This is a genomic window from Gracilibacillus timonensis (genome assembly GCF_900086715.1).
Classification (GTDB): domain Bacteria; phylum Bacillota; class Bacilli; order Bacillales; family Amphibacillaceae; genus Gracilibacillus; species Gracilibacillus timonensis.
Genome location: NZ_FLKH01000011.1, coordinates 643622 through 668274, shown reverse-complemented (window position 1 = coordinate 668274; position 24653 = coordinate 643622). Strand labels below are relative to the sequence as shown.

Annotated in this window: 22 protein-coding genes; all 22 read right to left on the bottom strand. The window is 33.9% G+C overall.

Annotation, left to right across the window (positions count from 1 at the left end):
* Nucleotides 1–27: 27 nt before the first annotated feature.
* A complete protein-coding gene (locus tag BN6556_RS10465) occupies nucleotides 28–1338 on the bottom strand; it encodes a nucleotide sugar dehydrogenase (RefSeq protein ID WP_066190763.1) in 1311 nt (436 codons plus the stop codon).
* A gap of 518 nt (nucleotides 1339–1856) precedes the next feature.
* Entirely contained in the window at nucleotides 1857–2021 is a 165-nt protein-coding gene (locus BN6556_RS22095) for a hypothetical protein (protein ID WP_161485689.1), read from the bottom strand.
* A gap of 84 nt (nucleotides 2022–2105) precedes the next feature.
* Entirely contained in the window at nucleotides 2106–3353 is a 1248-nt protein-coding gene (locus tag BN6556_RS10460; protein WP_066190761.1) for an ISL3 family transposase, read from the bottom strand.
* The gene (locus tag BN6556_RS10455; RefSeq protein WP_066190759.1) at nucleotides 3308–4339 is read right to left on the bottom strand and encodes a sugar-transfer associated ATP-grasp domain-containing protein; all 1032 of its coding nucleotides are present in this window, start codon (nucleotides 4337–4339) and stop codon (nucleotides 3308–3310) included. Before BN6556_RS10455 ends, BN6556_RS10460 begins: the two co-directional genes overlap by 46 nt.
* A gap of 198 nt (nucleotides 4340–4537) precedes the next feature.
* On the bottom strand, nucleotides 4538–6313 hold the full coding sequence (locus BN6556_RS10450) for an asparagine synthetase B family protein (RefSeq protein ID WP_066190758.1): 1776 nt from the start codon (nucleotides 6311–6313) through the stop codon (nucleotides 4538–4540).
* 16 nt (nucleotides 6314–6329) lie between these two features.
* The gene (locus BN6556_RS10445; protein ID WP_066190756.1) at nucleotides 6330–7607 is read right to left on the bottom strand and encodes a lipopolysaccharide biosynthesis protein; all 1278 of its coding nucleotides are present in this window, start codon (nucleotides 7605–7607) and stop codon (nucleotides 6330–6332) included.
* Nucleotides 7608–7894: 287 nt separating this feature from the next.
* On the bottom strand, nucleotides 7895–9058 hold the full coding sequence (locus BN6556_RS10440; protein WP_066190754.1) for an O-antigen ligase family protein: 1164 nt from the start codon (nucleotides 9056–9058) through the stop codon (nucleotides 7895–7897).
* Between the two features lie 31 nt (nucleotides 9059–9089).
* The gene (locus BN6556_RS10435; protein ID WP_066190752.1) at nucleotides 9090–10235 is read right to left on the bottom strand and encodes a glycosyltransferase family 4 protein; all 1146 of its coding nucleotides are present in this window, start codon (nucleotides 10233–10235) and stop codon (nucleotides 9090–9092) included.
* Between the two features lie 46 nt (nucleotides 10236–10281).
* Complete coding sequence (locus BN6556_RS10430; RefSeq protein WP_066190748.1) at nucleotides 10282–11424, bottom strand: glycosyltransferase; 1143 nt, start codon at nucleotides 11422–11424, stop codon at nucleotides 10282–10284.
* Nucleotides 11425–11438: 14 nt separating this feature from the next.
* A complete protein-coding gene (locus BN6556_RS10425; RefSeq protein ID WP_066190746.1) occupies nucleotides 11439–12353 on the bottom strand; it encodes an NAD-dependent epimerase/dehydratase family protein in 915 nt (304 codons plus the stop codon).
* The gene (locus tag BN6556_RS10420) at nucleotides 12350–13651 is read right to left on the bottom strand and encodes an ATP-binding protein (RefSeq protein ID WP_066190744.1); all 1302 of its coding nucleotides are present in this window, start codon (nucleotides 13649–13651) and stop codon (nucleotides 12350–12352) included. Before BN6556_RS10420 ends, BN6556_RS10425 begins: the two co-directional genes overlap by 4 nt.
* 37 nt (nucleotides 13652–13688) lie before the next feature.
* Nucleotides 13689–14675 (bottom strand): GNAT family N-acetyltransferase, encoded by a 987-nt coding sequence (locus BN6556_RS10415; RefSeq protein WP_066190741.1) that lies wholly within the window; start codon nucleotides 14673–14675, stop codon nucleotides 13689–13691.
* Nucleotides 14672–15805 carry an aspartate aminotransferase family protein gene (locus BN6556_RS10410; RefSeq protein ID WP_066190738.1) on the bottom strand — a complete coding sequence of 378 codons (1134 nt, stop codon included), beginning with the start codon at nucleotides 15803–15805 and terminating at the stop codon, nucleotides 14672–14674. Before BN6556_RS10410 ends, BN6556_RS10415 begins: the two co-directional genes overlap by 4 nt.
* A 30-nt stretch (nucleotides 15806–15835) precedes the next feature.
* Nucleotides 15836–16486, bottom strand: a complete 651-nt coding sequence (locus tag BN6556_RS10405; RefSeq protein ID WP_066190736.1) for a PIG-L deacetylase family protein — start codon at nucleotides 16484–16486, stop codon at nucleotides 15836–15838.
* Nucleotides 16487–16497: 11 nt separating this feature from the next.
* Nucleotides 16498–17433, bottom strand: a complete 936-nt coding sequence (locus BN6556_RS22755; RefSeq protein ID WP_066190734.1) for a UDP-3-O-(3-hydroxymyristoyl)glucosamine N-acyltransferase — start codon at nucleotides 17431–17433, stop codon at nucleotides 16498–16500.
* A 20-nt stretch (nucleotides 17434–17453) separates the two neighbouring features.
* Nucleotides 17454–18074, bottom strand: a complete 621-nt coding sequence (locus tag BN6556_RS10395) for a sugar transferase (RefSeq protein ID WP_066190732.1) — start codon at nucleotides 18072–18074, stop codon at nucleotides 17454–17456.
* Between the two features lie 30 nt (nucleotides 18075–18104).
* Nucleotides 18105–19235: a DegT/DnrJ/EryC1/StrS family aminotransferase gene (locus BN6556_RS10390; protein ID WP_066190729.1), complete on the bottom strand. Its 1131-nt coding sequence runs from the start codon at nucleotides 19233–19235 to the stop codon at nucleotides 18105–18107.
* 46 nt (nucleotides 19236–19281) lie between these two features.
* Nucleotides 19282–21105 carry a polysaccharide biosynthesis protein gene (locus tag BN6556_RS10385; RefSeq protein ID WP_066190726.1) on the bottom strand — a complete coding sequence of 608 codons (1824 nt, stop codon included), beginning with the start codon at nucleotides 21103–21105 and terminating at the stop codon, nucleotides 19282–19284.
* 17 nt (nucleotides 21106–21122) lie between these two features.
* The gene (galU, locus tag BN6556_RS10380; protein ID WP_066190723.1) at nucleotides 21123–22007 is read right to left on the bottom strand and encodes a UTP--glucose-1-phosphate uridylyltransferase GalU; all 885 of its coding nucleotides are present in this window, start codon (nucleotides 22005–22007) and stop codon (nucleotides 21123–21125) included.
* A 150-nt stretch (nucleotides 22008–22157) separates the two neighbouring features.
* Nucleotides 22158–22925, bottom strand: coding sequence for a tyrosine-protein phosphatase (locus BN6556_RS10375; protein ID WP_066190720.1), 768 nt, complete (start codon nucleotides 22923–22925; stop codon nucleotides 22158–22160).
* A gap of 233 nt (nucleotides 22926–23158) precedes the next feature.
* Nucleotides 23159–23851 (bottom strand): CpsD/CapB family tyrosine-protein kinase, encoded by a 693-nt coding sequence (locus tag BN6556_RS10370; protein ID WP_066190718.1) that lies wholly within the window; start codon nucleotides 23849–23851, stop codon nucleotides 23159–23161.
* Nucleotides 23823–24590, bottom strand: coding sequence for a YveK family protein (locus BN6556_RS10365; RefSeq protein WP_066190716.1), 768 nt, complete (start codon nucleotides 24588–24590; stop codon nucleotides 23823–23825). Before BN6556_RS10365 ends, BN6556_RS10370 begins: the two co-directional genes overlap by 29 nt.
* Nucleotides 24591–24653 lie beyond the last annotated feature (63 nt).

Here is a 24653-nt window from a genome sequence, read left to right as displayed (position 1 = left end):
AATGCTAATAACCTTATGTATCCTTCACTATAAACTCCAATAAGTAAATCCTACGTTCTCCATCTCCTGTCTACTATAGGTACCCTTAATATCAATAAATACTTTTTCGTCTGTACGGTACATGGATACGAAATCTCTCGCTTGATAAGCTTTATACTCTTCATGTGGCACCGATAAAACCACGGCATCCATATCTTTTAGTGCACTATCTGCTGTCAATTCAAATCCAAATACTTCTTTCACTTCTTTTGCATCTGCTTTTGGGTCATGAACAAAGACTTGTACACCATACTCTGTAAGTTCATCCACAATATCATTAACTTTCGTATTGCGTACATCAGCAACATTTTCTTTGAATGTCAGTCCCAATATCGCCACACGTGCGCCATCAATTTGGACTTTTGACTTAATCATCTTTTTGATAATATTGCTAGCGATATATCTTCCCATATCGTCATTGATTTTTCTTCCTGCTAATATAATTTGAGAATGATAACCCAATTGTTCAGCCTTATAGGTGAAATAATAAGGGTCCACTCCAATACAATGGCCACCCACTAACCCTGGAGTGAATTTTAAGAAATTCCATTTTGTCCCGGCAGCTTCAAGGACTGCTTTTGTGTCAATATCCATTTTGTTAAACACGATTGAAAGCTCATTCATAAAAGCAATATTGATATCTCGTTGAGAATTTTCAATAACCTTTGCCGCTTCTGCTACCTTAATTGATTCTGCCTCAAAGATACCTGCTTCAATAATGGAACCATATAAGGCAGAAACAGTTTGTAATGCATCCTTATCAGAACCAGATACTATCTTTTGAATGGTAACTAATGTGTTAACTTTATCTCCCGGATTGATCCGTTCTGGTGAGTATCCTACTTTAAAGTCTTTCTCAAATGTAAGCCCAGACATCTCTTCTAAAATAGGAATGCAGATTTCTTCGGTTGTGCCTGGATACACAGTCGATTCATAAACAACTAACGCTCCTTCAGCAAGATTTTGCCCTACAATTTCACTTGCTGAAATAACAGGGTTTAAATTAGGAGTTTTATCAGCATTAATCGGTGTAGGAACCGCTATAATATGAAATTGGCATTCATAGATATCGCTAGGCGTACTAGTAAAACGCAAAGTAGTTTCTTGAAGTGCCTTGCTACCTACCTCTTCGGTAACATCGTTTCCTTGCATATATTGCTGAACCTTGGATTCGTTTAAGTCAAAACCAATCACATCATATTTTTTTGCTAGTTCAATCGCAAGAGGTAATCCTACATAACCAAGCCCAATCACAGATATTTTTGCTTGTTTATCTTGAATTTGTTGAAATAAGTTCATTTGTTTAGCCTACCTTTTCAAATGTAATTTGATATAGGAATCTTTCGTAGAAATCTAATTAGTTATCAAAGCTTAAAATTCAATGCTGAATTTTCGATACAATAGTTTTTTAACTATTTCTCGTTATTATGATACAAGGAGTCAAAGTATATTGGGATTTTATTTTCATATGATAATCAGTTGCACTTGAAACTTTAACCAATAATTGAAGTTCTTGTTTTTAATCACTGCAAGTCCTTTTCTGATTATCTTTAAATGTATATTTATACTGCATCAACGAATAAACTTAGTAAGTGCAATTTTAATAAGCCAGCAGTGAAAACAATCCTACTTCGTTTTTTTCAAAATATAACTTTTTTTATTATAGATGAATTTCAAAGCACTACATGAATTCTCTTTTAGCATGATTCCTAATATAAAAAACAAACTATAGGATTAGTGCATATTCATATGATAGCTGTTTCATTTTGTAAAACACGACCAATAGAAATAGAAAAAGTAAGTCTAATTTAAGTATTTTAAAGTGTTTTTCCCTTATAAACATGGTCAAGTACTTTCTCAGTATATTCACCAAAAATTGGACCAATATTAATTTGGTGAAAATCAATTTGTCCAGTTGGGATATTTGCTTCTATCAATACTGGATCCCCATTCTTATCAATAGCATAATCCCAAGAAACCATTTTAAAGTAGGGGATCCTACAATGTTGTCTAAAAGCATCTTTTATTAATTTTTTAGGCTCTTCACCAAAATCTATGGTTGACCATTATGCAATTCCCTGCATGTAATTCCAGTTGCATTCGACCAAAATCCGATTGTCGTATACCGTCCGGTTGCGTGTGAAATAATGCCTGCGCTGTATTGCTTTGAGCTTATTGTGTCGACCTTCCACCACTGCATTGGTGAACCGTAAGCGATGATAGTTGATGATGTCTGTCTCCCAATTCTGTATCGTTTGGATAGCGGATTCCACGGCTTTATGCTGGATATGGTGCCCTTGTTGATACCAATGTTCCAGCGTATTCTTCGCTTGATCCGCGTTGGCGCTTCGATCATACCAGTCAATAAAAGCTTCTTTCCAACGGTAGGCAGCTTTTAACTGTTGATCATAGGTTAACAGCCTTTGAACGGTTGCTTGATCTGGAGTGGATAAGTCCTCATAGCGTCTTTTTAATAGGCGATGGTTCCGTTTTAACTGTTTTTTGGCATGTCTAGGAAGGTTTTTTTGTACCTCCTTGCGTACCTCGTGCATGGCGTCCGTCACATAGCGATTCACATGGAAACGGTCCGCGATACGAATAGCCTGCGGAAAGGTCTCTTGGATGAATCGATGATACGTATAGCTTAAGTCCATGACCACAGCAACAGGGTTTAAGGCATGCAGATAGGAATGATTTTCTCGAAAGGCTTGTAAATCTTCTTTTTTACGCCCTGGGAAAATGTCCAACATGCTCCCTCCTTTTAAATCGTGAATGCCCGTGTTATACGTATGGCCTTTTCGGATGGCCACATCATCGATCCCGAGTACGAGTTGTTCTCGATCGATGGCATCTTGAATACAAGTCATCTGGGTGTGTTCTCTTTCTACTTGAAGTCCTTGTTTAAAATATCTTTCCGCTGTTGTATAGGGCACCCCTTGGAAGTGAGACAATGCTTGGACCGGAATACCTTGGCCTTGTTCGGTTAAGTGCTCCTGAAAAGCTTTGGTATACTGTTTTTTTGGTGGCGCAAATCCATACTGCCAAACAAAATGGCCCGTGCATTGTTGGCATTTCTGATTAACCGATGGAACCTGAAGAATGGTTTTCCAACTCACCAATGGTAAATGTCGAATATGGCGGGGGTAACATACACCATCTCTATGGACATCATCACTCCCACAATAAGGACATGGTTGAACCTTTTGCACGGGGGCAACACGAAGGTAAACCGTGTGCTGGTTATCATCAAACGTCATATTTTTAATCTCTACTTCTGGTAATTGAATCCATTTATTGATATAGTGAAAATACACCTGTAACACCTCGCTATTTTGGTTGTTGGTACTTTCACTATAGCAGGGTTACGGGTGTTTTTGCATTTAACTGGGCTTATTACCATATTTGCCCTTGGTTGACACCCATAGATTTTGGTGAAGACCCATTTTTTATACGAAGGAATTTTTTTATCCTTAAAAATAAATCCACTATCATGCTGCTTTCTAATAGTTTGGTCTAATTGTACTGCAGATTCTTCCAAAAATCCACTTGTGTTCACAACTGCAATAACTCCCCCAGTTGAAACTCCATCTAACCTACTACCCTCTTTCCCCATTCTCAATAATGTGGATAAAAGCACAGGTTCTCCTTCAACTAACAATGTTACTACTCTTAGGGTATTAATTGTAGACGTTGTTATATTTTTCATAAATTGATGAGATTCCACAACCTCTTGAGCGATTACTTGATCAAAAGAAGTCAGAATATCTTTTAAAATGCTTTCTTGGTCCCCGGCCTTCCAAAACATAATACCTTTACCACCGTACGTACCCGTAGAAGGTTTTATAATAACTTCTTTTTCTTCTTTGCATAACTGTATTGCATAATCTAATGAGATGGGGTTATGTTCCCTATCAGATATAAAATTATTTATTTTCCTAACAATTGTTTTTGGTTGTTTTGAATCAAACAGTTGCTCTTGTACATTTTTGTGATGTAATCCCCCCATTCCTTGAACATACAACTTTTGAGCTATTTCTCCATAGTACAAACTTTCAGGTATATATCGGGGGTCAAAATAATCATTTCCAAAGGAAAAGTAAGCTGTCCAATTAGGATTAACTCTTTTCCCATATTTTTTCCAGAAATCCTTTATATCATGTTTTTGATTTCTATTAAGTTGTTTTAATTTGACCCCATTTTTCTTTTTCTTATACAATCTAAGATTCCAGCCGTTCACTAAAATAAATCTTTCAAATGGTTTGTTAAATTCTTTTGCGAATTTTAAAATTTTATTAGCCAAAGGATGCCCTCCGTTTAAAAATGTTATTTACACAGTGTTAAATAAAAAAGTTGATTTTATTCAACAAAAAAACATTACAGTATACATTATTTTAAGGTTAACAACTCTTGTCTATTTTTGTAAACTGTACAAGATTTTAGACCATAACGAAATAACTTATTTTTTTGATTTACTCTTCAATCTTAGTGGACAATACATTCATTTTTTTACTCTTATATTTTCAACATTAAAAATTAGCGTTTGTAAAAAATTAACTTTTTGTAATGGTGTAAGCTCACTATCCTTTATTACTTTAGTTACTTCATTTATTTTTGATAGGTGAAGCAAAATCTCCATACCAGAATGATACTTATCAGCAGAATATGTGAATTCTTTTTTCTGGACTAAATTGCTCCATTCCACCCATGGACCTTGATTTCCCTTTTGAATTTTTAGTTTCTTACTAACTTTCCTACTCGTATATATGATTGGATAAAAAATACTCTTAGATACCCACGAATAGTATGGGTACCATCCATCACCGTGCATTAACCACTTTGTCGGCTTCAACAATGGTTTCGACATTTTATGAAATAAAATTCGGTTCAATTTCCATTTTTGAGGGGTTACAGCTGCGATTTTTACTATATCTTTTGACATAAAAGGTTCATAACTTCTGAATAGCCGACGATTAGCACTTAGATTAGGAATATTCACATTCATTGAACTTGGCCATAATTCAAACCACTCTTCCGCTGATTCATTTCGAAAAGTTTGTATATATTTTAGATGATTTTTCCTTCTCTCAGATATTTTTTCTAAGGACTTACTACAAAATAGTGAATTTTCAATTAGTTCATCATTTGTAAATTCTTCATCTTTTAATTCGGGTATAAAAGGTAATTTCCCAGTTCTTTTTTTTCTTTTTATACGTGCCCCTTTTAAAAGTGCGTCAGAAAATAAACCTCCAAAAATTGCCGAATACGAGTTAAAATTACAACTTTCATGGAAACCATATGTGTGAGCATGAAGGTATTGGGATCCACTTCCTATCAGTAGTGAACAATCTTTAATTATATTTAAGTAATGTAACTCACTTCTTGTAGATATTTTGAGTTTTGCTCCATAAATATCCGCTACTTTTTGCGCGGTTCTCCCCTCTCTATTCATTTGGTCTAAGAATATAAATCCATCCCTTGTAATATTTTGTAATAACGAAGAAAGTACTCTTGAATCTTCTCCGCCACTTATAAATTGTGCTATATTGGTAGATTGTGAAGTAACTTGATTAATGTAAGCTTCTAATCCTTCTCTTGTTTTTGTAGCTAGTTCATTTAAATTCAACTCACTCTTTACTTCTTTAGGTATCCAGTAACTATTAATTTGAATTTCAGTACTATGATTTGGTAATTTGTGAATTGAAGCAGGCTGAATTTGATTAATCTTTTTGTAAAAAGTATAAGGGTACGTCACTGTTCCATTTAATATAAAGTCCAATTGTGAAATTTTATCTATATTATGACATTGGTTCGAGGTATTGGCAAGAATATCAACATGCGTTGAAAACATGCAACTGACGGAATCATTCAACGCATATACAGGTATAAATGACATTAAATCAGTAACACAAGTAACCTCTTCTATTTGTTTATTTATAAAAATTATAGCGAACGGGCCACTTAAGTCTTCATCCCATTTAATTTCACTACTTAACCATCTTTTAAAAATAGCAATAGTACCTTCACAACTATCAGCTTCATCCAAAAAAGTATTACTTTGAAACATTAAGATTGGACCGCCAATTACTCCAACAATATATTCATCATTCTCATATACATCAAAACCATTATAAAGGTTTTTACTAATTCCAAAGGAACCCCAATTTCCATGAAACTCCCTAACTTTAGGCGAATTACTAGTTATGTATATCGATTGTATTTCTCTTTCTATTTTTTTTAACTGTAATCTTTTTCGTGAAAACAAAAAATCACTCACTGATATCCCACATTTCTTATCTTTTTTTACTTATACCAAGCGTAGCTATTATTAATACTACATTTAATAAGGCACCTGCTATACTATACAATGCAACTGCGATTAAATCATTTGAAAATAGGAAATAACCAATTGCTAAAGCAATAAATCTTAAAATCAACATAATTATTGTATAAATTAAGTGAAACTTTTGAGCATTTAATACAGGAAGAGCACGAACGCTCGGTCTATTAATAAATCCACAGAACGACCATAAGGCAATCCAACGTGCATATTCACCAGCTATAACCCAATCACTTCCAAATACAAAACTAAATAAATACGGTCCGAATATAATGATTATAGCAAATGGAAGTATCCCTACTCCCATTAGCGCTAATGTAGCTTTCTTTATAAGAAAATATGTATCTTCATTTTTATGTTTCGCTTCAGCAATGCGTGGATAAAACACATCACCCACTGATTTTCCAATAAGTAAAGTGGGCAAGTTTAATACTGTTTTACCTATAGAATAAAACCCTGCAGAAGCAGGACCAAAAAAAACTGAAAGAAGCAAAACAGGTAAACCTTGGGATATTGCATTTATGAACATTTCAGGAGCTCTATATGCAGGGAAGTCATAATACTTTTTAGCCAACTCATTTAATTTTTTCTTGTCCGATGTTTGTGATCTATCGTTATTTAATTTATCTTTTCTAGAGAACATAAATAACATCAACGCTCTTATTCCATTTGCAAATGAAGTTATAACTACCAATATAGAAGCTATCGGATAAAAGAAACCTAAGCAAATTTTACCTCCATTTGTAATCAAAGACTGAAAAAATGTTACTTTAGCATTGATTGAAAATTGTTTTTTTCTAATAAGCCATTGTTCCATAATTTGTACACAACCAGAAAAAATGACTATCAAAGGAATTAAGAATAAGAAATTTGAAATTTCACTAATATTAAATATATTTACTATCTGATTATTAAATAGAAGTAGCAACAACAGAGCTATTAAAGTACTAAAAACTGTAACTATTAAAGATATTTTAACAAGCTGTTTGGCCTCTTGATCTTTTTTAGGTAGTACAATAGCTATTGGATAAGCTAATGCTGAGATCGGCAATATAATATTAATTAAGGCGTTAAAGGTTCCCATAATACCAAAAGCTTCAGGTCCATACATTCTTGTTATAACTGGTGATGCTGCCATTGTAATTATTTGAGCAGCTATTGTTCCGGAAGCTAAAATAAAAACATTACGAACAAAAGATTTTTTTAAAAGATTTTTTAATCTATTTTGCATATACTCATTCTCTCTTCTGTTTAAACAAGCTTATTTAATATATTTTTGCATGTACTTGTGTTAATAGCTTACTTGTTAGTTTTAATTATCATTTCTACTTAACCACTAGTGTAGAATCATAATGACAAGATTAATACCCTGTATAACTCATTGATTTAGCCCCTTTTGTAAATATTCTACATCTACTGATAAGTTACCAACAAATCTTTTTTCACTCTTACTTCAAATATAATTCTGTCACTAAAATCCAACATAACGTGAAATACCAAGCAATAAACACCTGTTACTCAATCATTTTTAAATTTATTTTTATCTATTATATAATTTATGTTATAAGCAAAAGTCATTAATAAAAATAAATAATTCATTTTATAGGCTTCTGCTATACCTCCTATTAGGATTGCAAATAATCCAATAAGAATTAATGTACTCATCATTTGCTCTTTATTACAATGTAGCTTAACCCCTGCTATAAGAAAAGGAATTATAAATAACATAAATCCAATAATTCCTGAATCCAAAAGCAGCTGAAGTATCATATTATGTGCTGCAAAATCCGTCACAACTCCAGCTAAAACTTTACTGTTGATACCAAAACCATACCATAAAGACTGAGGGAGTGTTTCAAATATTTCAGCCCATATTCTTGTTCTTCCAGTTAACGTCAAGTCTTTTCCTAAAATATCTGTAATAATTGCTTGGAAAGAATCTAAAGAATTAAAACGAACTACAATTAACCAAATAATAATATAAAAAAGCAAAAATAAGAAGAAAGTATACACTAATTGTATTCTTTTTTGTCTAACTAATATGGATGAAATAATCACAAAAAACACAGCTACTACTGCCGTTGCCGACCAAATCATTCCAACTGTAATAACCGCAATAAGAATTTTTAACCATGCTATAATTGAAATTGTATTGTACCTATACCAAGAATTTAACATAATAAAAGTAATACCTGGCACTATAAACAAAGCAAACTGATTTTCAATGCCGAAAAGCCATGCACTTGAATATCCATCTGTTACATACAGCCCTTGAGGAAACATTAACAACGCAAAGAAATTTAATACAATATACGCACTGAATAAAAAATCAGTTGCACTTAGTGTAGATTTGGGATATTTTTTAATAAAAATATTTACCAAAAGTATTAATGAGGCTATTCTAGTACTATTCACCAAATCCATTACTCCATCAGAAAAGTAGTAACTTGAGACAGAACGCCAAATTAAAAAAATCAAACTAGTAATTACAAATATATTCAATTGTTTTTTAGTTACCGTGAAATAAACTAGAAATAAAAATATAGTAGCCGTTATAAAATCAATAAAGAAACTTAAGTAACCTAATCGTTGAAAAAAATCCGATTGAACTAAAGGTATTAGTAATAAAAATATTACTACACTTAAACTTAAACGACCTCGCGTTTGAATACCTAGATCCACAGATGCTCCCCTCTATTCTATACTATTACATTTAATTTAAAAGTTTTTTATAAATACCATATATTTCTTTAGCATTTATTTCAGCTGTGAAAGATTCATGCGCATGTTTTTGACTTATTAATGCTGTTTCTTTCATTTCCTTTTTATGATTAAGTGCGTAATCAATTTGGTTAGCTAAAGACAGATAATTACCTTGTTCATAAGTTAAACCATATTTATCAGCTATTAACTCTTCTGTTCCTTCAGTATTAGCACCGATAACCAATACTCCTGACATCATTGCTTCTACAGTAACTCTTCCAAAAGCCTCAGCTTTAGAAGAAACTATAGCGATATCTGTTTCATTCCAAATATCTTGCATATTCGATTTATGACCTAAAAAAATGATTTGATTTTCAAGCCCAAAATCTTGGACTAATTTTTTTATATAAGTTGCAAAACTTTTTTCTCCATCTCCACCTACAAATTGAACTACAATATCTTTATAGCCCTTTTCAATCAAAAATTTAACTGCATAAATCACTTCTTCATGCCCTTTAGAAGCAACAATTCTACCTGCTAGAGTTAAAGTTATTTTATTCTCTTCAAAAATAAAATTTGGTTTCATAGAATATTCATTCGTATCAATGCCATTATATACACGCATAAATAAATCATCACTAATAACATTACTGTATTTGTTCTTAACGCTATCTGATATTGCAATAACTCTATTTGAACTATTTAAACATTTATAAGCTTTATTTTCATCCCAAAATTTTTTACCTAAACCTTGTTCTAAGATTTCTCTTATGTGCCAAATTATTTTTGTTTCATTTTTTTTGGCTGCTATATATCCACTTGAGGCTGTTATCGCATTTATATGAACTATATCTATATTATTATTTTTTATTACTGAAGAAATCCTAATTTCTTGAAATATATTTATAAGTTGTTTTATTCTCCATTTTATTTTTTCTTTGATTAGAGTTGATTTTTCAATTTTGATCACCCAAGGATATATTTTTAATTTTTTGTATGGTATATTTTCTTCAATTAATATGTTTTCTAGCGGCCCATCGCCTGGTAAAATAACTATTGCGTTAATTTGGTACGTCTTAAGATACTTAACCATTGAAATTAAAGAGTGGCTCGCTCCCGAAATCCCTGAATATGTAGCTATAAATAATACATTCATAAATTTATCTCATCCAAAATCCAAAACATGTTGAACGTCCCCTTTTTTAATCAAGTTCGGTATCATTGTAAATATTAATTAATTCTTTCGCAATAGATTTTTCACTAAAGATTTTCTGTGCTAAATTTGATATTTTTTTACCCGTATAATATTTTCTATCATTATATACTTTTCTTAAAACACTTGTCATCTCCTTTAAATTATCTTTCTCAACCAAAACTCCATTATGCTCATTAATATAAACATCAATTGGACCATTTTCTACACCAATAACGGGTTTTCCACAAGCCATAGCTTCAATAAATGGGACTCCAAAAGTCTCTAAAATACTTGCAGAGAAAAACACATCCGCATTTTGTAAAATTTCAGCTGTTTTTTCACGAGATAAAAAACCATGCATTATTATTCTATCTTTCATACCATAATCTATTATTTGTTTTTTTAATTTATCAAATAACGGGCCATCACCTACAATATGCATTCTTAATCTATCGTCGTTCTTAAATGCTTTTGTAAAAGCTTCGATTGCTAAGCCAAACCTTTTCACCTCGACTAGTCTGCCAACTGTAATAAAGTCAAAAGTTTTTTTGTCTTTTATTGTTTCTTGATAATAAAAGTTAGGCTTAACCATATTAGGTACAACTTTTATTTCTTTATTTGTTCCCGTTAAATCAACAACACTTTTTCTTAATGGCTCCCCTACACAAATAAACGTATTCGTTTCCTCTACTATCTGTTTTAACAAATCAACTCTATAAGATTCAATTGATTTATTTTGAACTTTTGTCCAATGTTCAGTAACGACAATAGGTACATTTAAATTTCTCAACATTCCCCAAACCTCTTTATTTAAATTAAGAAGTGGAAAATGCACATGTATAACACTTGGTTTTCCATGATCTTTTAAGATTTGATTTAGTATTTTTTTATTGTATTGGAATTTCAAGCTATCAAATATCTTTCTTGGTGTTCCTCCAATAGGTAAATGATAACCATAAACAGGGATTTCACTTGAATCTAATTTAACATGATTAAATTTTCTCAAGGACTTAATAGAACGAGTATCACAGAAAGAATAAATGGTTTTAAATCCATACTTATTTATAGCAACCGCTTGTTCATATTCAAATATACCCATCATTCCCGTTTTTTTGTCCGGATAAGCTCTTCCTATCACCAAAGCGTACATAAGTATCCACCTATCTATTTATTCTTATAATGATCAAATAACTCTTCTATCATAAGGTTTATATCATAATGAGGTTCCCATGAAAAGTCAGTGTAAAATTTACTACTATCAATTAAATTATTAAAACTATCTTCGTTTGGATTCACTTCAACTTTTGATTCCATAATATTTCTTTTTTTTGCATTTTCTAGTACAGTTTCTACTATTTCTAAAACTGTGTTCGAATAATGGCTTCCTAAATTATATATAGGTTTCCACTTCATTGATTGTACATTCATCATAGCTATCAATGCAGATGCAGCATCTTGGACTTCTAAATAAGATACCTTTTGTTTCCCGCCATTAACTAAGATTTTTTCTCCATTTAACACTTGCTTAACAAATCTATTTGTCATCCTTACTTCAAAATCTTTTCCAGTCAAACTAGCTAAGCGTATATTGGAATAACTAATATTTTCGTTTTCACAAAGAGAACATACTATCTTTTCTCCAGCATATTTTGCCATTCCATATAAAGATTGAGGAACAATCTCCGCAGTTTCATCAGTTAATGATTTTGCTTTTTGGCTATAAACACTTTGAGAAGAGATATTAATAATACTTTTTATATTTAATTTAATAGAATTCTTTACTATTTCTTCTGTAAAATCTAATCCCTTAGCTAAAGAAGTTGGATCAGAAGAACGAGGGAAAGCGCAGTTAACTAGAATATCAATGTTATCTTGTTTATCCAGTTTGTCTGCCCAATCATCTGTACTTAATATTTTTAAATTAGAATATGTCCTGAATTCTTGCTTCAAGTTCTCTTTTTGAGAAGTAATTGCTACTACCTTATTATTCTCAAACTGTACTAATTGATAAACTAACTCTTTCCCTAAAAAACCAGATGCTCCACTTACCAATACTGTTTTTTGAACTTCTTGACTCAAAATAATACATCCTCCTTAAGTTCTTTAGTATCGAATCCTTCAAGTAACATGTTTTCACCCTCATTTGAAGTAACTTTCAGGGTATTATATATTGTATCAAGCAATTCTGTTAATTCATTTTTATTTTCAGCAGTTGCGAATACTCTTAATACTATTTGTTTCAAAGTGCCTCTTGCCGAATTTGGTATTTCCTCCCCTTCTTCATGGGCTAATACTGCATCTAAGACATTTGGTATAGCTTTTATTTCATCTAAACCTTCAATTTTTTTTATAACTCCTGGCTTTATTAAGAAGGATACATTAAAACCAATTTCTTTCCAATATGATGTTGCTTTTTCTTTCAATTTCATTTCTGTATTCACACCAGTTAATGAATGCTCAATCATCATTTGAAGAGGGTTATATCCACATACTTGTTCTAATAGTTTATATTCTAATGTTCCAGTAAGCCTATAACCAATATCATATATGATACAGTTATCATCCTCTACCAAGCATTGCATAAAAACCATACCATTTTGCATTCCTAATGATTTAAACATGTCCTTAACTTTAGGATCTGTATTTTCAACATAACTTTTTGTATATACCGATGGGAAAGTATACGCTACTGGCAGTGGAATTACATCATCTTGATTATGCTTTACATGCCTGTCTCCAATTCCTGATAGATAGATTTCTCCATCTTGTAAAGTGTAAAATACAGTTACTTCTTCCCCAGTAATATACCGTTCAACAAGAATTTCGTTTTTTTGCGAAAATTTTAATGCCTTGTTATAATTAGTGATCAATTCTTCTTTGTTATTGCATATTGAAATTCCTCTAGCGCCACTATTATCTGCTGGTTTAACAAGAACAGGGTATGTTATATGATCTAGCTTATCAGTATTCAAATCTTCTTCACTAATTTGATATTCATCTACCACTGGTACATCAAAGACCTTACATAACTTTTTATAAGTATTTTTATTTGTTAATGCTTCAAATTGTTCCCTGGTTCCATAACATGGAATCCCAGCCTCTTCGCATATCTCTGCATAATAAGGTAAAACAGAATCAGTAAAGCCAGTAATTACACCATCTATTTTTTTACTTTTTATTAAGTTTACCATTGCAGGTATATCAGCAGTGCTAGTCATAAAATATTCATCAGCAAGTTGTTTAGCTGGAGATTTTTCTAAGGGATACCAATCTGTAACCATTGTATAGATGCCCATTTCTTGTGCTTTTCTCACGATTTCACAAGAAATACGTGAACCTCCTAATATTAATAATCGTTTATCTTTTAAATGATTCATATAATTCACCTGTACTTTCAGTATCTTTAGTTCCCAATCATGCTTTCGACCTATAGGCAGGGAAAAAATCGCTATTATTATCTGCATTACTCATTTCACACAGTTGTTTATATACATTTTTATTCCATATTTTTTTACCAATAAAAAAATTAAATTCCGTATTTTTACTAAATCTTTTTTTGAATTTATATAACGAGTCATTTGGATCGTTACTTCTTCCGCCGCCATGATGAATTACCTTATATCCTTTTTCTTTACCCCATTGAGTTAAAGCATATCTTAATATATACGCTGGCGATAAGTGTAAATAATCACTTATCGTTCCAGAAAGATGGGTATGTATAAAATCTCCATATATAAAGTAAAAACCCATTGCAATTACTTCCCCCTCAAATATAGCTTCAACTAATAACAAATTATCCTTAAAATATTCTAAACATAGATTAAAGTAATCCTCAGCAAAATAGTAATACTCGGAGGCTTTGTTTCGGTCCATAGTTGAATAATATATATCTTTGAATTGGCTAACATCTTCTGGATTTTCAGTTATTCGATAGGTTACTCCAGCTTTCAAAGATTGCCTAATATTCTTTCTGCAAGACTTTGAAAATTCTGTTTGGAAAGGATCGTCATATTCATTTAGACTTGTTCCTAGAGTATTTCTAATTTGAGAAACATCATAGTATTTCATAAAATCATAAGCATTTTCTATTAAAGGGTGGAAACGAACAAATTCACTTACAATATTTTGTTTCGTACAAAAATCATCTAAACCAGCCATAAAGTTTTGAACTAGTTCATCTCTTTTATTTTCATCAACAGGCTCAATAGATGGCCCCCCATAACCGTAAGGTGTAACTATATCATAGTAAATATTTTCATCTATGGAAAAAGGAATCTCTCTTTTAATAAACATATGGTGAGCTTTTCCTAAGTCATCTTCATAATTATAAACCATTGAAGTTCCATTTTCTATTTGCTCATAGAGTTTCCCGTAATTCTCTTCAAAATATATATCTCTCATAATTCCTCACTAACTTTCGAAATATTATAGTGGTCTTTTATATTGTCTCTATAATTTATTGCAATTTTTGATTCCCACTGTTTCATTAAATTAATAATACGATGCATGTCTGTACTAGAATACCTCTGGTCACAAATTAATGATAATTCATGTTTCCAAATATCTGAGTCTATAATCCCTTCTGCTGGCCAATGCACTGGACAATAAACGTTATTTTGTATTAAGAAATTTCTCAAACCATCTCTTTTATTACCCGAAACCATTACAGGTACAAATAGAGGACACTTCCCCCCTAAATCTGGCTTTGGTATTAAAGGTTTTATATATTCAAGTTCATTTATCTTTGCATACAATATTTCCGCATTACTTCGTCTAGATTTCCGTATAGATTCTATATTAACTCTTTGAATACAATTAAATGAAGTACTATCAATTTCATAACTCCAATCAATATCCTTCAAAGTTTGTTCATAACTATTAAACTTATCCATAAATTCATTTTTATCAATACCTTGACCTTTTACGTATTGGTACTTTTCTTGCATCGCTTTTATTTTATTATGTATAAACTCCTCACTGCATTTAAATGGTTTATTTTTGAATGTACCATTTTTCTTAGTTGCATATCCCCCTGTAGGGATTCCAAACCATTTACGAAGACTAGCTATTGTATAATCGGTTTTCGTTGAATATGAGATATCGCATAATAACCTATGAGTAATGTCTTCTATCACAATAGTACTTTGGTTATTTATTTCCTCAATTAAATTGTCACAATTAAATTCCTCTAACCCAAAGTAACTCATAGCAAAGAAAATATCGCATTCTACTTTAGGATTGTAATCATATATAATACCTTTGCCAGCAACAAAGCGTACATTATAAAAAAATACATTTATATTCTTTTTCAAAAAAGGTTCTATCATAGAGCTACAACAATAAGCAGGTATATACACACTCTTAACTCTTTTTGTCTCACTTATATCATTTAATACTAAATCAATCGCAGATCTTCCTGAAAAGGTAAAACTAGCATCTTGCATTTTCGGTAACCAGTCGTTATTTTTTTCATTAGTATCTCTGATATATGTATCATCATATTCGAAGTGACTACCAATTTCATTAAGCACACTATAGTCCTCCCATTTAATTGTTTAATATCACAAAATGGATCGAATTAACATGAAACTTTCGGCATTTTGAACCACAATGGTTGAACCTCGAAATTTCGACAATGATTCAATAGCTTCTAACGAACGAGGGTGGGGAAAATCATGTAATTGCGACTTAAAACATTTCATAGCCTCGACTTTCTTATCAAATGTACTTGTAATATCTGTCCACACATTGGGTACAAATATATTATCAATAGATGGTATATTCCATTCCGTTTCAGACAATGTTTCATATGCATAGATTGCTTTCAATTGTGGATTACTAGCTGGTCTTAAGGCAACCATCGCGCTCTCAGCTACCATAGTATGGTCAATATGCATATCACCTTTGTGTGGAATATATGCTATATCAGGCTTGATTTGTTTTACTATATCAAAGAATGCTTTATTTAACTCTTTTGTAGGTATATCAGATAAGCCTACTACTGGTAAGTCCAAAAAGAATGTCTCCTTTACTCCTAGAACCTTATGAGCATTTAACGCTTCATTTTGGATATTACTTAATCTTTCTTTATCTTTGCCACTTGTAACTTCACAAATATAAACATCATGTCCTTTAGCAGCATACTTTGCAATTGTGCCTCCTACACCTAAGACTTCATCATCATTATGTGGAGCAAAAACTAATATTTTCATTTAATCGACCTCTATCTTTTCATTGGTTTTGCAGGATTACCTATTACTGTTTGCCCTGCTTCTACATCTTTAATTACAACTGCCCCTAAACCAAGTACAGCGTTATTTCCAATTGTACATTGATTTCTAATTACACTTGCTGCCACGTGGCAATTATTCCCTATAAAAACACTTCCACCAACGAAAACTGGAGAAGTGAACACAGTATTTTCACCGACAACTACATTATGAGCTAGAATTACCTGTTTATTCAGTTTAACACCTTTGTTTATTATAGTATCTTCAATTGTTCCTCTACTAATATTACAAGAATCTCCTATATGAACATCATCTTTAATAACTACCCCACCGTAATGTTTAATCATATTTCTTTTGTTTTCATCAGCTTTTAAAGGGTTGAATCCTGTCTCTCCTATTATCGTCCCAGAAAGTATTGAACAATTACTGCCAATAGTTACATTTCTTCTAACAACTACATTATGATGTATCACTGTATCATTACCAATAACAACACCCTCTTCTATGACACATCCAACACCAATTTTTACATTATTCCCTATTATTGCTTGGCTTGAGACGTAGGAATTGTTTTCATAAAATTCTTTTTCAGTACTAATTAAAGTATTATTGTTTTCTGAACTAAAAAAGTAGTCTAATATTGTAAAAAAAGTCATTTTAGGCTTTTCTATTTTTATGACATTCTTAAAACAATTATAAGTGTTTTCAGATGAGTCTACAATTACTAATTGAAGTTTTTGTTCCTCAAATAAATTACTGTAATCACTAAATCTATTTAATGAAGATACAAAAGTTAAAGTATTCTCCCGATAGTTAAAGAGAGTAGAAAAACCATCTATTTTATCTTTTTTATTACCTTTAAAATCAAATTTCAAGTTTTGTTTTTCTAAAAAGTTAATTATTTCTTCAATGGAAATCTCTTTGGTCATTTCTTAACCTCACCATTTAATTAAATTGATTTTTCCTTTTTGTCTTCACTATCATTCCCCATGAATTTCCCTCTATTACTATTGATATTTTCTCTTTTAAAAACTGTCACTACAGTTTTTAAAAGAATTTTAATATCTAGTAAAAAATTAATATTTTTAACATACCAAACATCCATTTTAAGTTTTTCATCCCAAGACAAACTTGCACGTCCATTTACTGCTGTTAAACTTGTAAGTCCAGGTCTCACATTGTGTCGTTTCTTTTGTTCATCGTTATACCTAGGTAAATATTCTACTAAAAGAGGCCTAGGACCAATGAAACTCATATTTCCCTTTAAAATATTAATTAGTTCTGGTAATTCATCCATAGATGTTGATCTTAACACTTTACCAAATTTGGTTAATCTTTTATTATTAGGTAACAAGTTTCCTTTATTATCTACTGCATTTGTCATACTTCTAAATTTATATAATTTAAATATAGCCCCATTTAGCCCTACCCTTTCTTGAGTGAAAATGAATGGGCTACCCAAATTAATTCTCACTAAAAGAGAAATTATCAACATAAAAGGAACCAATATAACAATAAGTATAGCCGAAGCAATAATATCAAATATTCTTTTAAAAATTTTATTATACAATGATAGTTCCCTCCGAATTAAACCAGAATTTTAAAAAGTTCCATAATCCATTTTAAAACATTGCTTTATAATATCTACAACCAATTTCAACTCATTATCCGTCATCTTCGTATCACTAGGCAAACAAACCCCATCCTCAAACAACTTCTCAGAAACACCCTTACCCACAAAATCATACGCTTTGAAGAAAGGCTGCATATGCATTGGCTTCCACACAGGTCTTGACTCAATATTTTCTTTTTCCAATGCTTCAAAGATATCGATTGGCCTTATTTTACCGGTCAATTGTAACGAACTCAACCAATAATTCGGACTATCCCATTCGTTCACAGGCATAAATTCCACACCATCTAAATGACCTAATTCACGTTTATAATATTCAAAAATGTATTTTTTCTTTTCTACTCGCTGTTTCAATACTCTCAGTTGTCCTCTACCAATACCTGCTGTTACATTGCTCATTCGATAATTATAACCTAGTTCACTATGTTGATAGTGTCGAGCTTGGTCTCGTGATTGGGTTGCCCAAAAGCGTGCTTTTGCAACCTTCTCTTCGTTGTTGGATACAAGCATGCCTCCGCCAGAGGTTGTGATAATCTTATTTCCATTGAAAGAAAAAATACCATAGTCGCCAAACGTACCTGTATGCTGTCCTTTGTAATAACCGCCTAAGGATTCTGCTGCGTCTTCAATCACTGTTACGTTATATTGATTACATATCTCCATTATGCGATCCATATCGGCAGATAGACCATAAAGATGAACAAGTAATACTGCCTTTACTTCTGGATATTTTTTAAAGGCTTCTTCTAAAGCATCTGGATCCATATTCCATGTCTTTTCATCACTATCAATAAATACGGGAGTCGCATTCTGATAAATAATTGGGTTCGCTGTAGCCGAGAAAGTTAAGCTTGAACAAAATACGATATCTCCTGCTCCGACTCCTGCCGCTTTTAGAGCGAGATGAATGGCTGCCGTTCCTGAAGATAGGGCAGCTGCTGCTTTTGAACCTACCATCTCTGCTAATTCTTTTTCAAATTCATTGACATTGGTACCTAATGGGGCAATCCAATTGGTGTCAAATGCTTCTTGTACATATTGTTGTTCATATCCTTCTTCACTCATATGCGGCGAAGACAGGAAGATACGTTCCGCCATAGTTCTAAGACTTCCTTCCAAGATGTTAGTTTAATAGTTCATGAGACTAATTTGCTGATTGTGCCTTCTTTTCTGTATCTAAATAGACGATACTCATCAAAGTTTCTTTCAATTGTGTATTTTCATAGTTCGAAAATTGATTAATCAACATTTGAAGTGGTTCTCGATCCACATCCACCGTCTTCCCAATATAAATCTTCTCAAAAATAGCTTCAGGGTGAACTTCATCCTCCCCAAGCAGTTCTTCGTACATCTTCTCACCAGGTCGGATACCGGAAAATTCGATCGGTATTTCATCTTCTGTGAAACCAGATAACTTGATTAAATTTCTGGCTAAGTCAACAATTTTCACTGGTTCTCCCATATCCAATACAAAGATTTCGCCGCCTCTTGCCAGTGTTCCAGCTTGAATCACTAGCCGTGAAGCCTCTGGAATCGTCATAAAATACCTCGTCATATCCGGATGGGTAACCGTAACTGGACCACCGTCTTCAATTTGTTTGCGAAATAATGGGATTACACTCCCTCGGCTACCTAACACATTGCCAAAGCGTACCGCCACATACTTTGTCTTGCTTTGTTTTGCCAAATCTTGAATCACCATCTCAGCAATTCGTTTGGTTGCTCCCATAACGTTGGTAGGGTTCACAGCCTTATCGGTAGAAACTAAGACAAAGGTATGAATGCCGTATGTGTCAGCTGCTTCAGCTACGTTACGGGTGCCAATCACGTTGTTCTTCACTGCTTCGTGTGGGTTATACTCCATCAATGGTACATGTTTATGAGCTGCTGCATGATAGATAATTCTTGGCTGGTGTTGACTGACAATCTCGAATATGCGCTCTCGATCTTGAACATCTGCAATAATTGGTATAATTTCGGTTTCTGAATCAACAATCTTTCGCAATTCCATATCAATCGAATAAATGCTAAATTCTCCATGTCCAACTAATAGAATTTTAGACGGAGAAAATCGCATGAGCTGCCGGCATATCTCGGAACCTATTGAGCCTCCTGCACCTGTAACCATCACAGTGTTTCCCGTGACATACTCAGAAATGGAATTGATATCTAATTCAACTGGATCGCGCCCTAGCACATCTTCGACATCTACGTTTTTCAAGTTGCTTACGGATATTTTGCCAGAGACAATATCCTCGATCTTCGGCACCATCTGTACCTTGACATTGGTGCTGTTACAAATAGCGACAATTTCGGATAGTTCACTGTTAGATAAAGACGGAATCGCAATAACAATCTGTTCAATTTCCATATCCTTGACCAGTTCAGGAATTGCTTTAATATTGCCCGCTACCGGAAGATCATATAACTGCATTTTATGCTTAGCCATATCGTCATCTGCAAAAGCTACGGGCAATAAATCGGTTTGGCTGTGTTCATTTTTCAACTGGCGGGCAATCATCGCACCTGCTGCTCCTGCGCCGACAATTAAGGTACGTTTCTTTTCGATATTATCTTTCATATACCGATCGCGATAGATTCGCCAAACAAAGCGTGATCCGCCGATCAGAATAATATGTAACAGCCAAGTTACCAATAAGGCTCGCCGTAGTAAGCCAAAATCATTAACAAAGAACTGCACAACAGCTGTGGCAATAATCGTAAGCGTAATCGCCTTGACGATCGCCATCAGTTCTCCAATACTTGCATAAGACCATACCTTGTGGTAAAGCCGATAAATAAAGGCAAAGAGATGGTGAAACAAGAGCAAGGCGATCGCTGTGATGATCATTACCCTTGAATCACTATCATAATTGGGATAGACGATCCATGTAGCGATAAAGATAGCCGTACTGACAATCACCGAATCTAGTAATACCAGCAAGCCTATTCGTTGTTTGTATCCCATCTGGGCCATCCCTCTCGTTAGTTTTGTTTTTGTTTCAAGTCTTCTGCCAGCTTTGTGATAATCGCTTGCACATCTGGACCGATTTCTTCGTTTTCTAGCGCAAATTCAATCGTCGTCTGAATAAAGCCAATCTTCTCACCGACGTCATATCGTTTGCCTTCAAAATCATAAGCAAATACGCTTTGTGTTTCATTAAGTCGTTGAATCGCGTCGGTTAATTGAACCTCTCCCCCAGCACCTAGTTCTTGATCTTCTAAATATGGGAAGATCTTTGGTGATAGGACATAACGTCCCATAATAGCAAGATTAGACGGTGCTGTACCAGCCTCTGGTTTCTCTACAAATTGATTGACGGAATAGCTGTTTCCCTTTTGCTCGTTTGGATCGACAATACCATAGCGATGTGTTTGATCATAAGGAACCTGCTGCACACCGATCACGGAACCGCCTGTTTCTTCATAGTGATCGATTAATTGCTTTAGACATGGCTTTTCTGCTTGGACAATATCGTCTCCCAAAAGAACAGCAAATGGCTCTTCCCCAATAAATTTGCGTGCACACCAAACGGCATGACCTAGTCCGAGTGGCTCCTTTTGACGTATGTAATGAAGGGTGACCTTTGACGATTGCTTCGTTTTCTCTAACAGCTCAAATTTGCCTTTCTTCATTAAATTGTCTTCTAATTCGTAGTTGTGATCGAAATGATCCTCGATTGCTCGTTTCCCTTTACCCGTTACAATAATAATGTCCTCAATACCCGAATCGATGGCTTCTTCGACGATATATTGAATCGTTGGCTTATCGACAATCGGCAGCATTTCTTTCGGCATCGCCTTGGTGACTGGTAAAAACCTTGTACCCAATCCGGCAGCAGGTATGATGGCCTTCCGTACACGTTTCATCGTAAAACTCCAATCTTCACATGATGATTTTTTATCCTTAATATGGCAACATGCACAAATCCCTTTTTATTTGAAAAAGGGTTTTGTTACATGATTTATTTTCATTTTCAATACATTCGACATTGTATCATTGGTAGTAGTTCCATACAACTAGAAAATACCGAATCTTTTCTTTGATCTGATTCGTTCAGGTGGCTCGCCAATGACCAGTTCACCATCGATCATATACTGGGCATTCTCCATAAACCAATATACGGCGGAAGCACCATATTTATGCTTAATCACACTATAAGCTTCTTGCATCACAAAACCTCTTGACGTAATATTATGGGCGTCGGAAGCAATAAAATGGGTAAGATTTGATTCGATAAGCTGGAGGCTGAATTTCTTAATTTTTTTACCGAAGTTTCCATTTACGCTTGCGGCCGTCACCTGCGTCAAGGTGCCATTACTGACTAGGTCATATAATATATTCGGGTTTTCGATTAATTCGCGGTTACGCTCGGGATGTACAATAATCGGTTTTATATCCTTCATTTGCAAATCAAATAGTAATTGTTCCGTATAACGTGGAACCTGTCCAGAAGGAAGCTCCACGAATAAATAGCCACTTGTTTCATTCAAAGGCAGGAGGTCCCCATTTTCTAAGTCGGTTACCATGTCTCCATAAATACGTATCTCTTGCCCGGAAAGAATGGTAAGTGGGATATTTTCTGCTTGTAAGGCCTCGTTTAACTGCTGTACTCCTGCGATAATATCGGTTTTATAATTATTATAGGTACCATTCATATGATGTGGTGTAGCAATAATAGTATTAATACCTTGCGATACCGCACTCTGAGCCATGCTGATACTATCAGCCATATGCTTAGCTCCATCATCGATACCCGGTAGAATATGACAATGAATGTCGATCATACTGCGACACCTTCCTTTCTATATAGACTGTTCTGTTTATCTAGCTGCTTTTAGACCGTCTATTCAAACTAATTATAACAAGGTAATGGGTTGACAACAATAGGTAATAGGTGTAAAACCACTTGTTTCTTTAGTATCCATTTCGTCTACATTTCCTGTGTTATTTAGCCTACATACAGAAAAAAAGCCTTTTAGCTTGAACTGTTTATCACCAAAAGACTCTTCCCGACTGACTACGTACCGTAATAATAATAATGTCCCTTTTTCTGTTCCCGATCATTCAGGACCACACCTAATAGCTTGGCATGACCCACTTCTAATAATTCCTTCGCTTTCTGCGCGGCATCATATTCGGTTTGTTTACTACGCACCACCATAATCGCACCATCACACATATTGGCAAGAATTTGCGCATCGGTCACGGCCAATACTGGCGGGGTATCAAATAGTATCACGTCATATTCCAACTGAGCATTGGCAATCATTGTTTCCATCGCCCTGGAGCCTAATAACTCAGACGGATTAGGAGGAATCGGACCACATGTTAATAAATCCAAACCACCTACATCACTGCTAGTTACGGCATCCTTTAAGCTTGTTTCCGCTACTAACACACTGCTTAAACCCCGGCGATTATCCGCGCGAAAGGTATAATGCAGAGTTGGTTTCCGCATATCAGCGTCAACAAGCAGAACTCTTTTTCCTTGTTGAGCAAACACAATCGCCAAATTGGCTGTTGTAGATGACTTCCCTTCGGACGGACCGGAGGAAGTAACTAGCATGGTTTTCAATTCGGTATCTACCGATGAAAACTGCAGATTGGTTCGAATCGTCTTGAACTGTTCTGAAATCGGAGAACGCGGGTTCAGTTTCGTAATCAAAGGTCTGATATTCTTGTTACTGAGCTGTTTTTTTCCTTTGCGCATGAGCCGCTCCTCCTTTCTGCTGTCTGTTCTGGTTGGCCATCTGTCCCATTAATACATCCTTTTCTTCCATATGGGATACGGCACCAAGGATTGGTAAACCAAGCTTATTTTCTACATCTTGTTCTGTTTTAATGGTGTTATCTAAGTACTCTAGCAAGAAGGCTAGCCCTACGCCAATCATCCCGCCAAGTACGATGGCAATGGCGATGTTTAACATTGTGTTGGGACTAACGGGTGATGGATTCTCGCCGACTTCTGCTTCTGTTAATACATTGACATTATTGACATTCATCAGTCCCGGCAATTCTTCCTGAAAGATATTCACCGTTGAGTTCGCAATATCTGTAGCGACCTGTGGATCATAGTCGGTAACGGTTAAGGTAACCACTTGGGAATTCTCCGAGCTGGAAAGCGATACTTTATCTGCTAATACTCCTGGTGAGATAGTTAGATTCAATTCATCAATTACTTGGTTCAAAATACGATTACTTTCAATGACATCGTTGTATGTATTAATAATCTCTACATTTGATCGGATATCATTTAATTCAATGTTGCTATTCTCTTCGTTTGTTTCTTGGCTAACAATAAATTGTGCGCTAGATTCATAGGTTGGTGTTAAGATAAAGATACTAATAATGGCGCTAATCGCAGCAGCACCAACGACTAATAATAGAATTAATAGAAATCGTTTTTTGATAACCTCGAAGATCTCTTTCAGTGATATCGTTTCTTCCATTCTATAGCTACCTCCGCATATTTGTAATCATAAAAATAGCATGATATGGGAATTGTCCATACC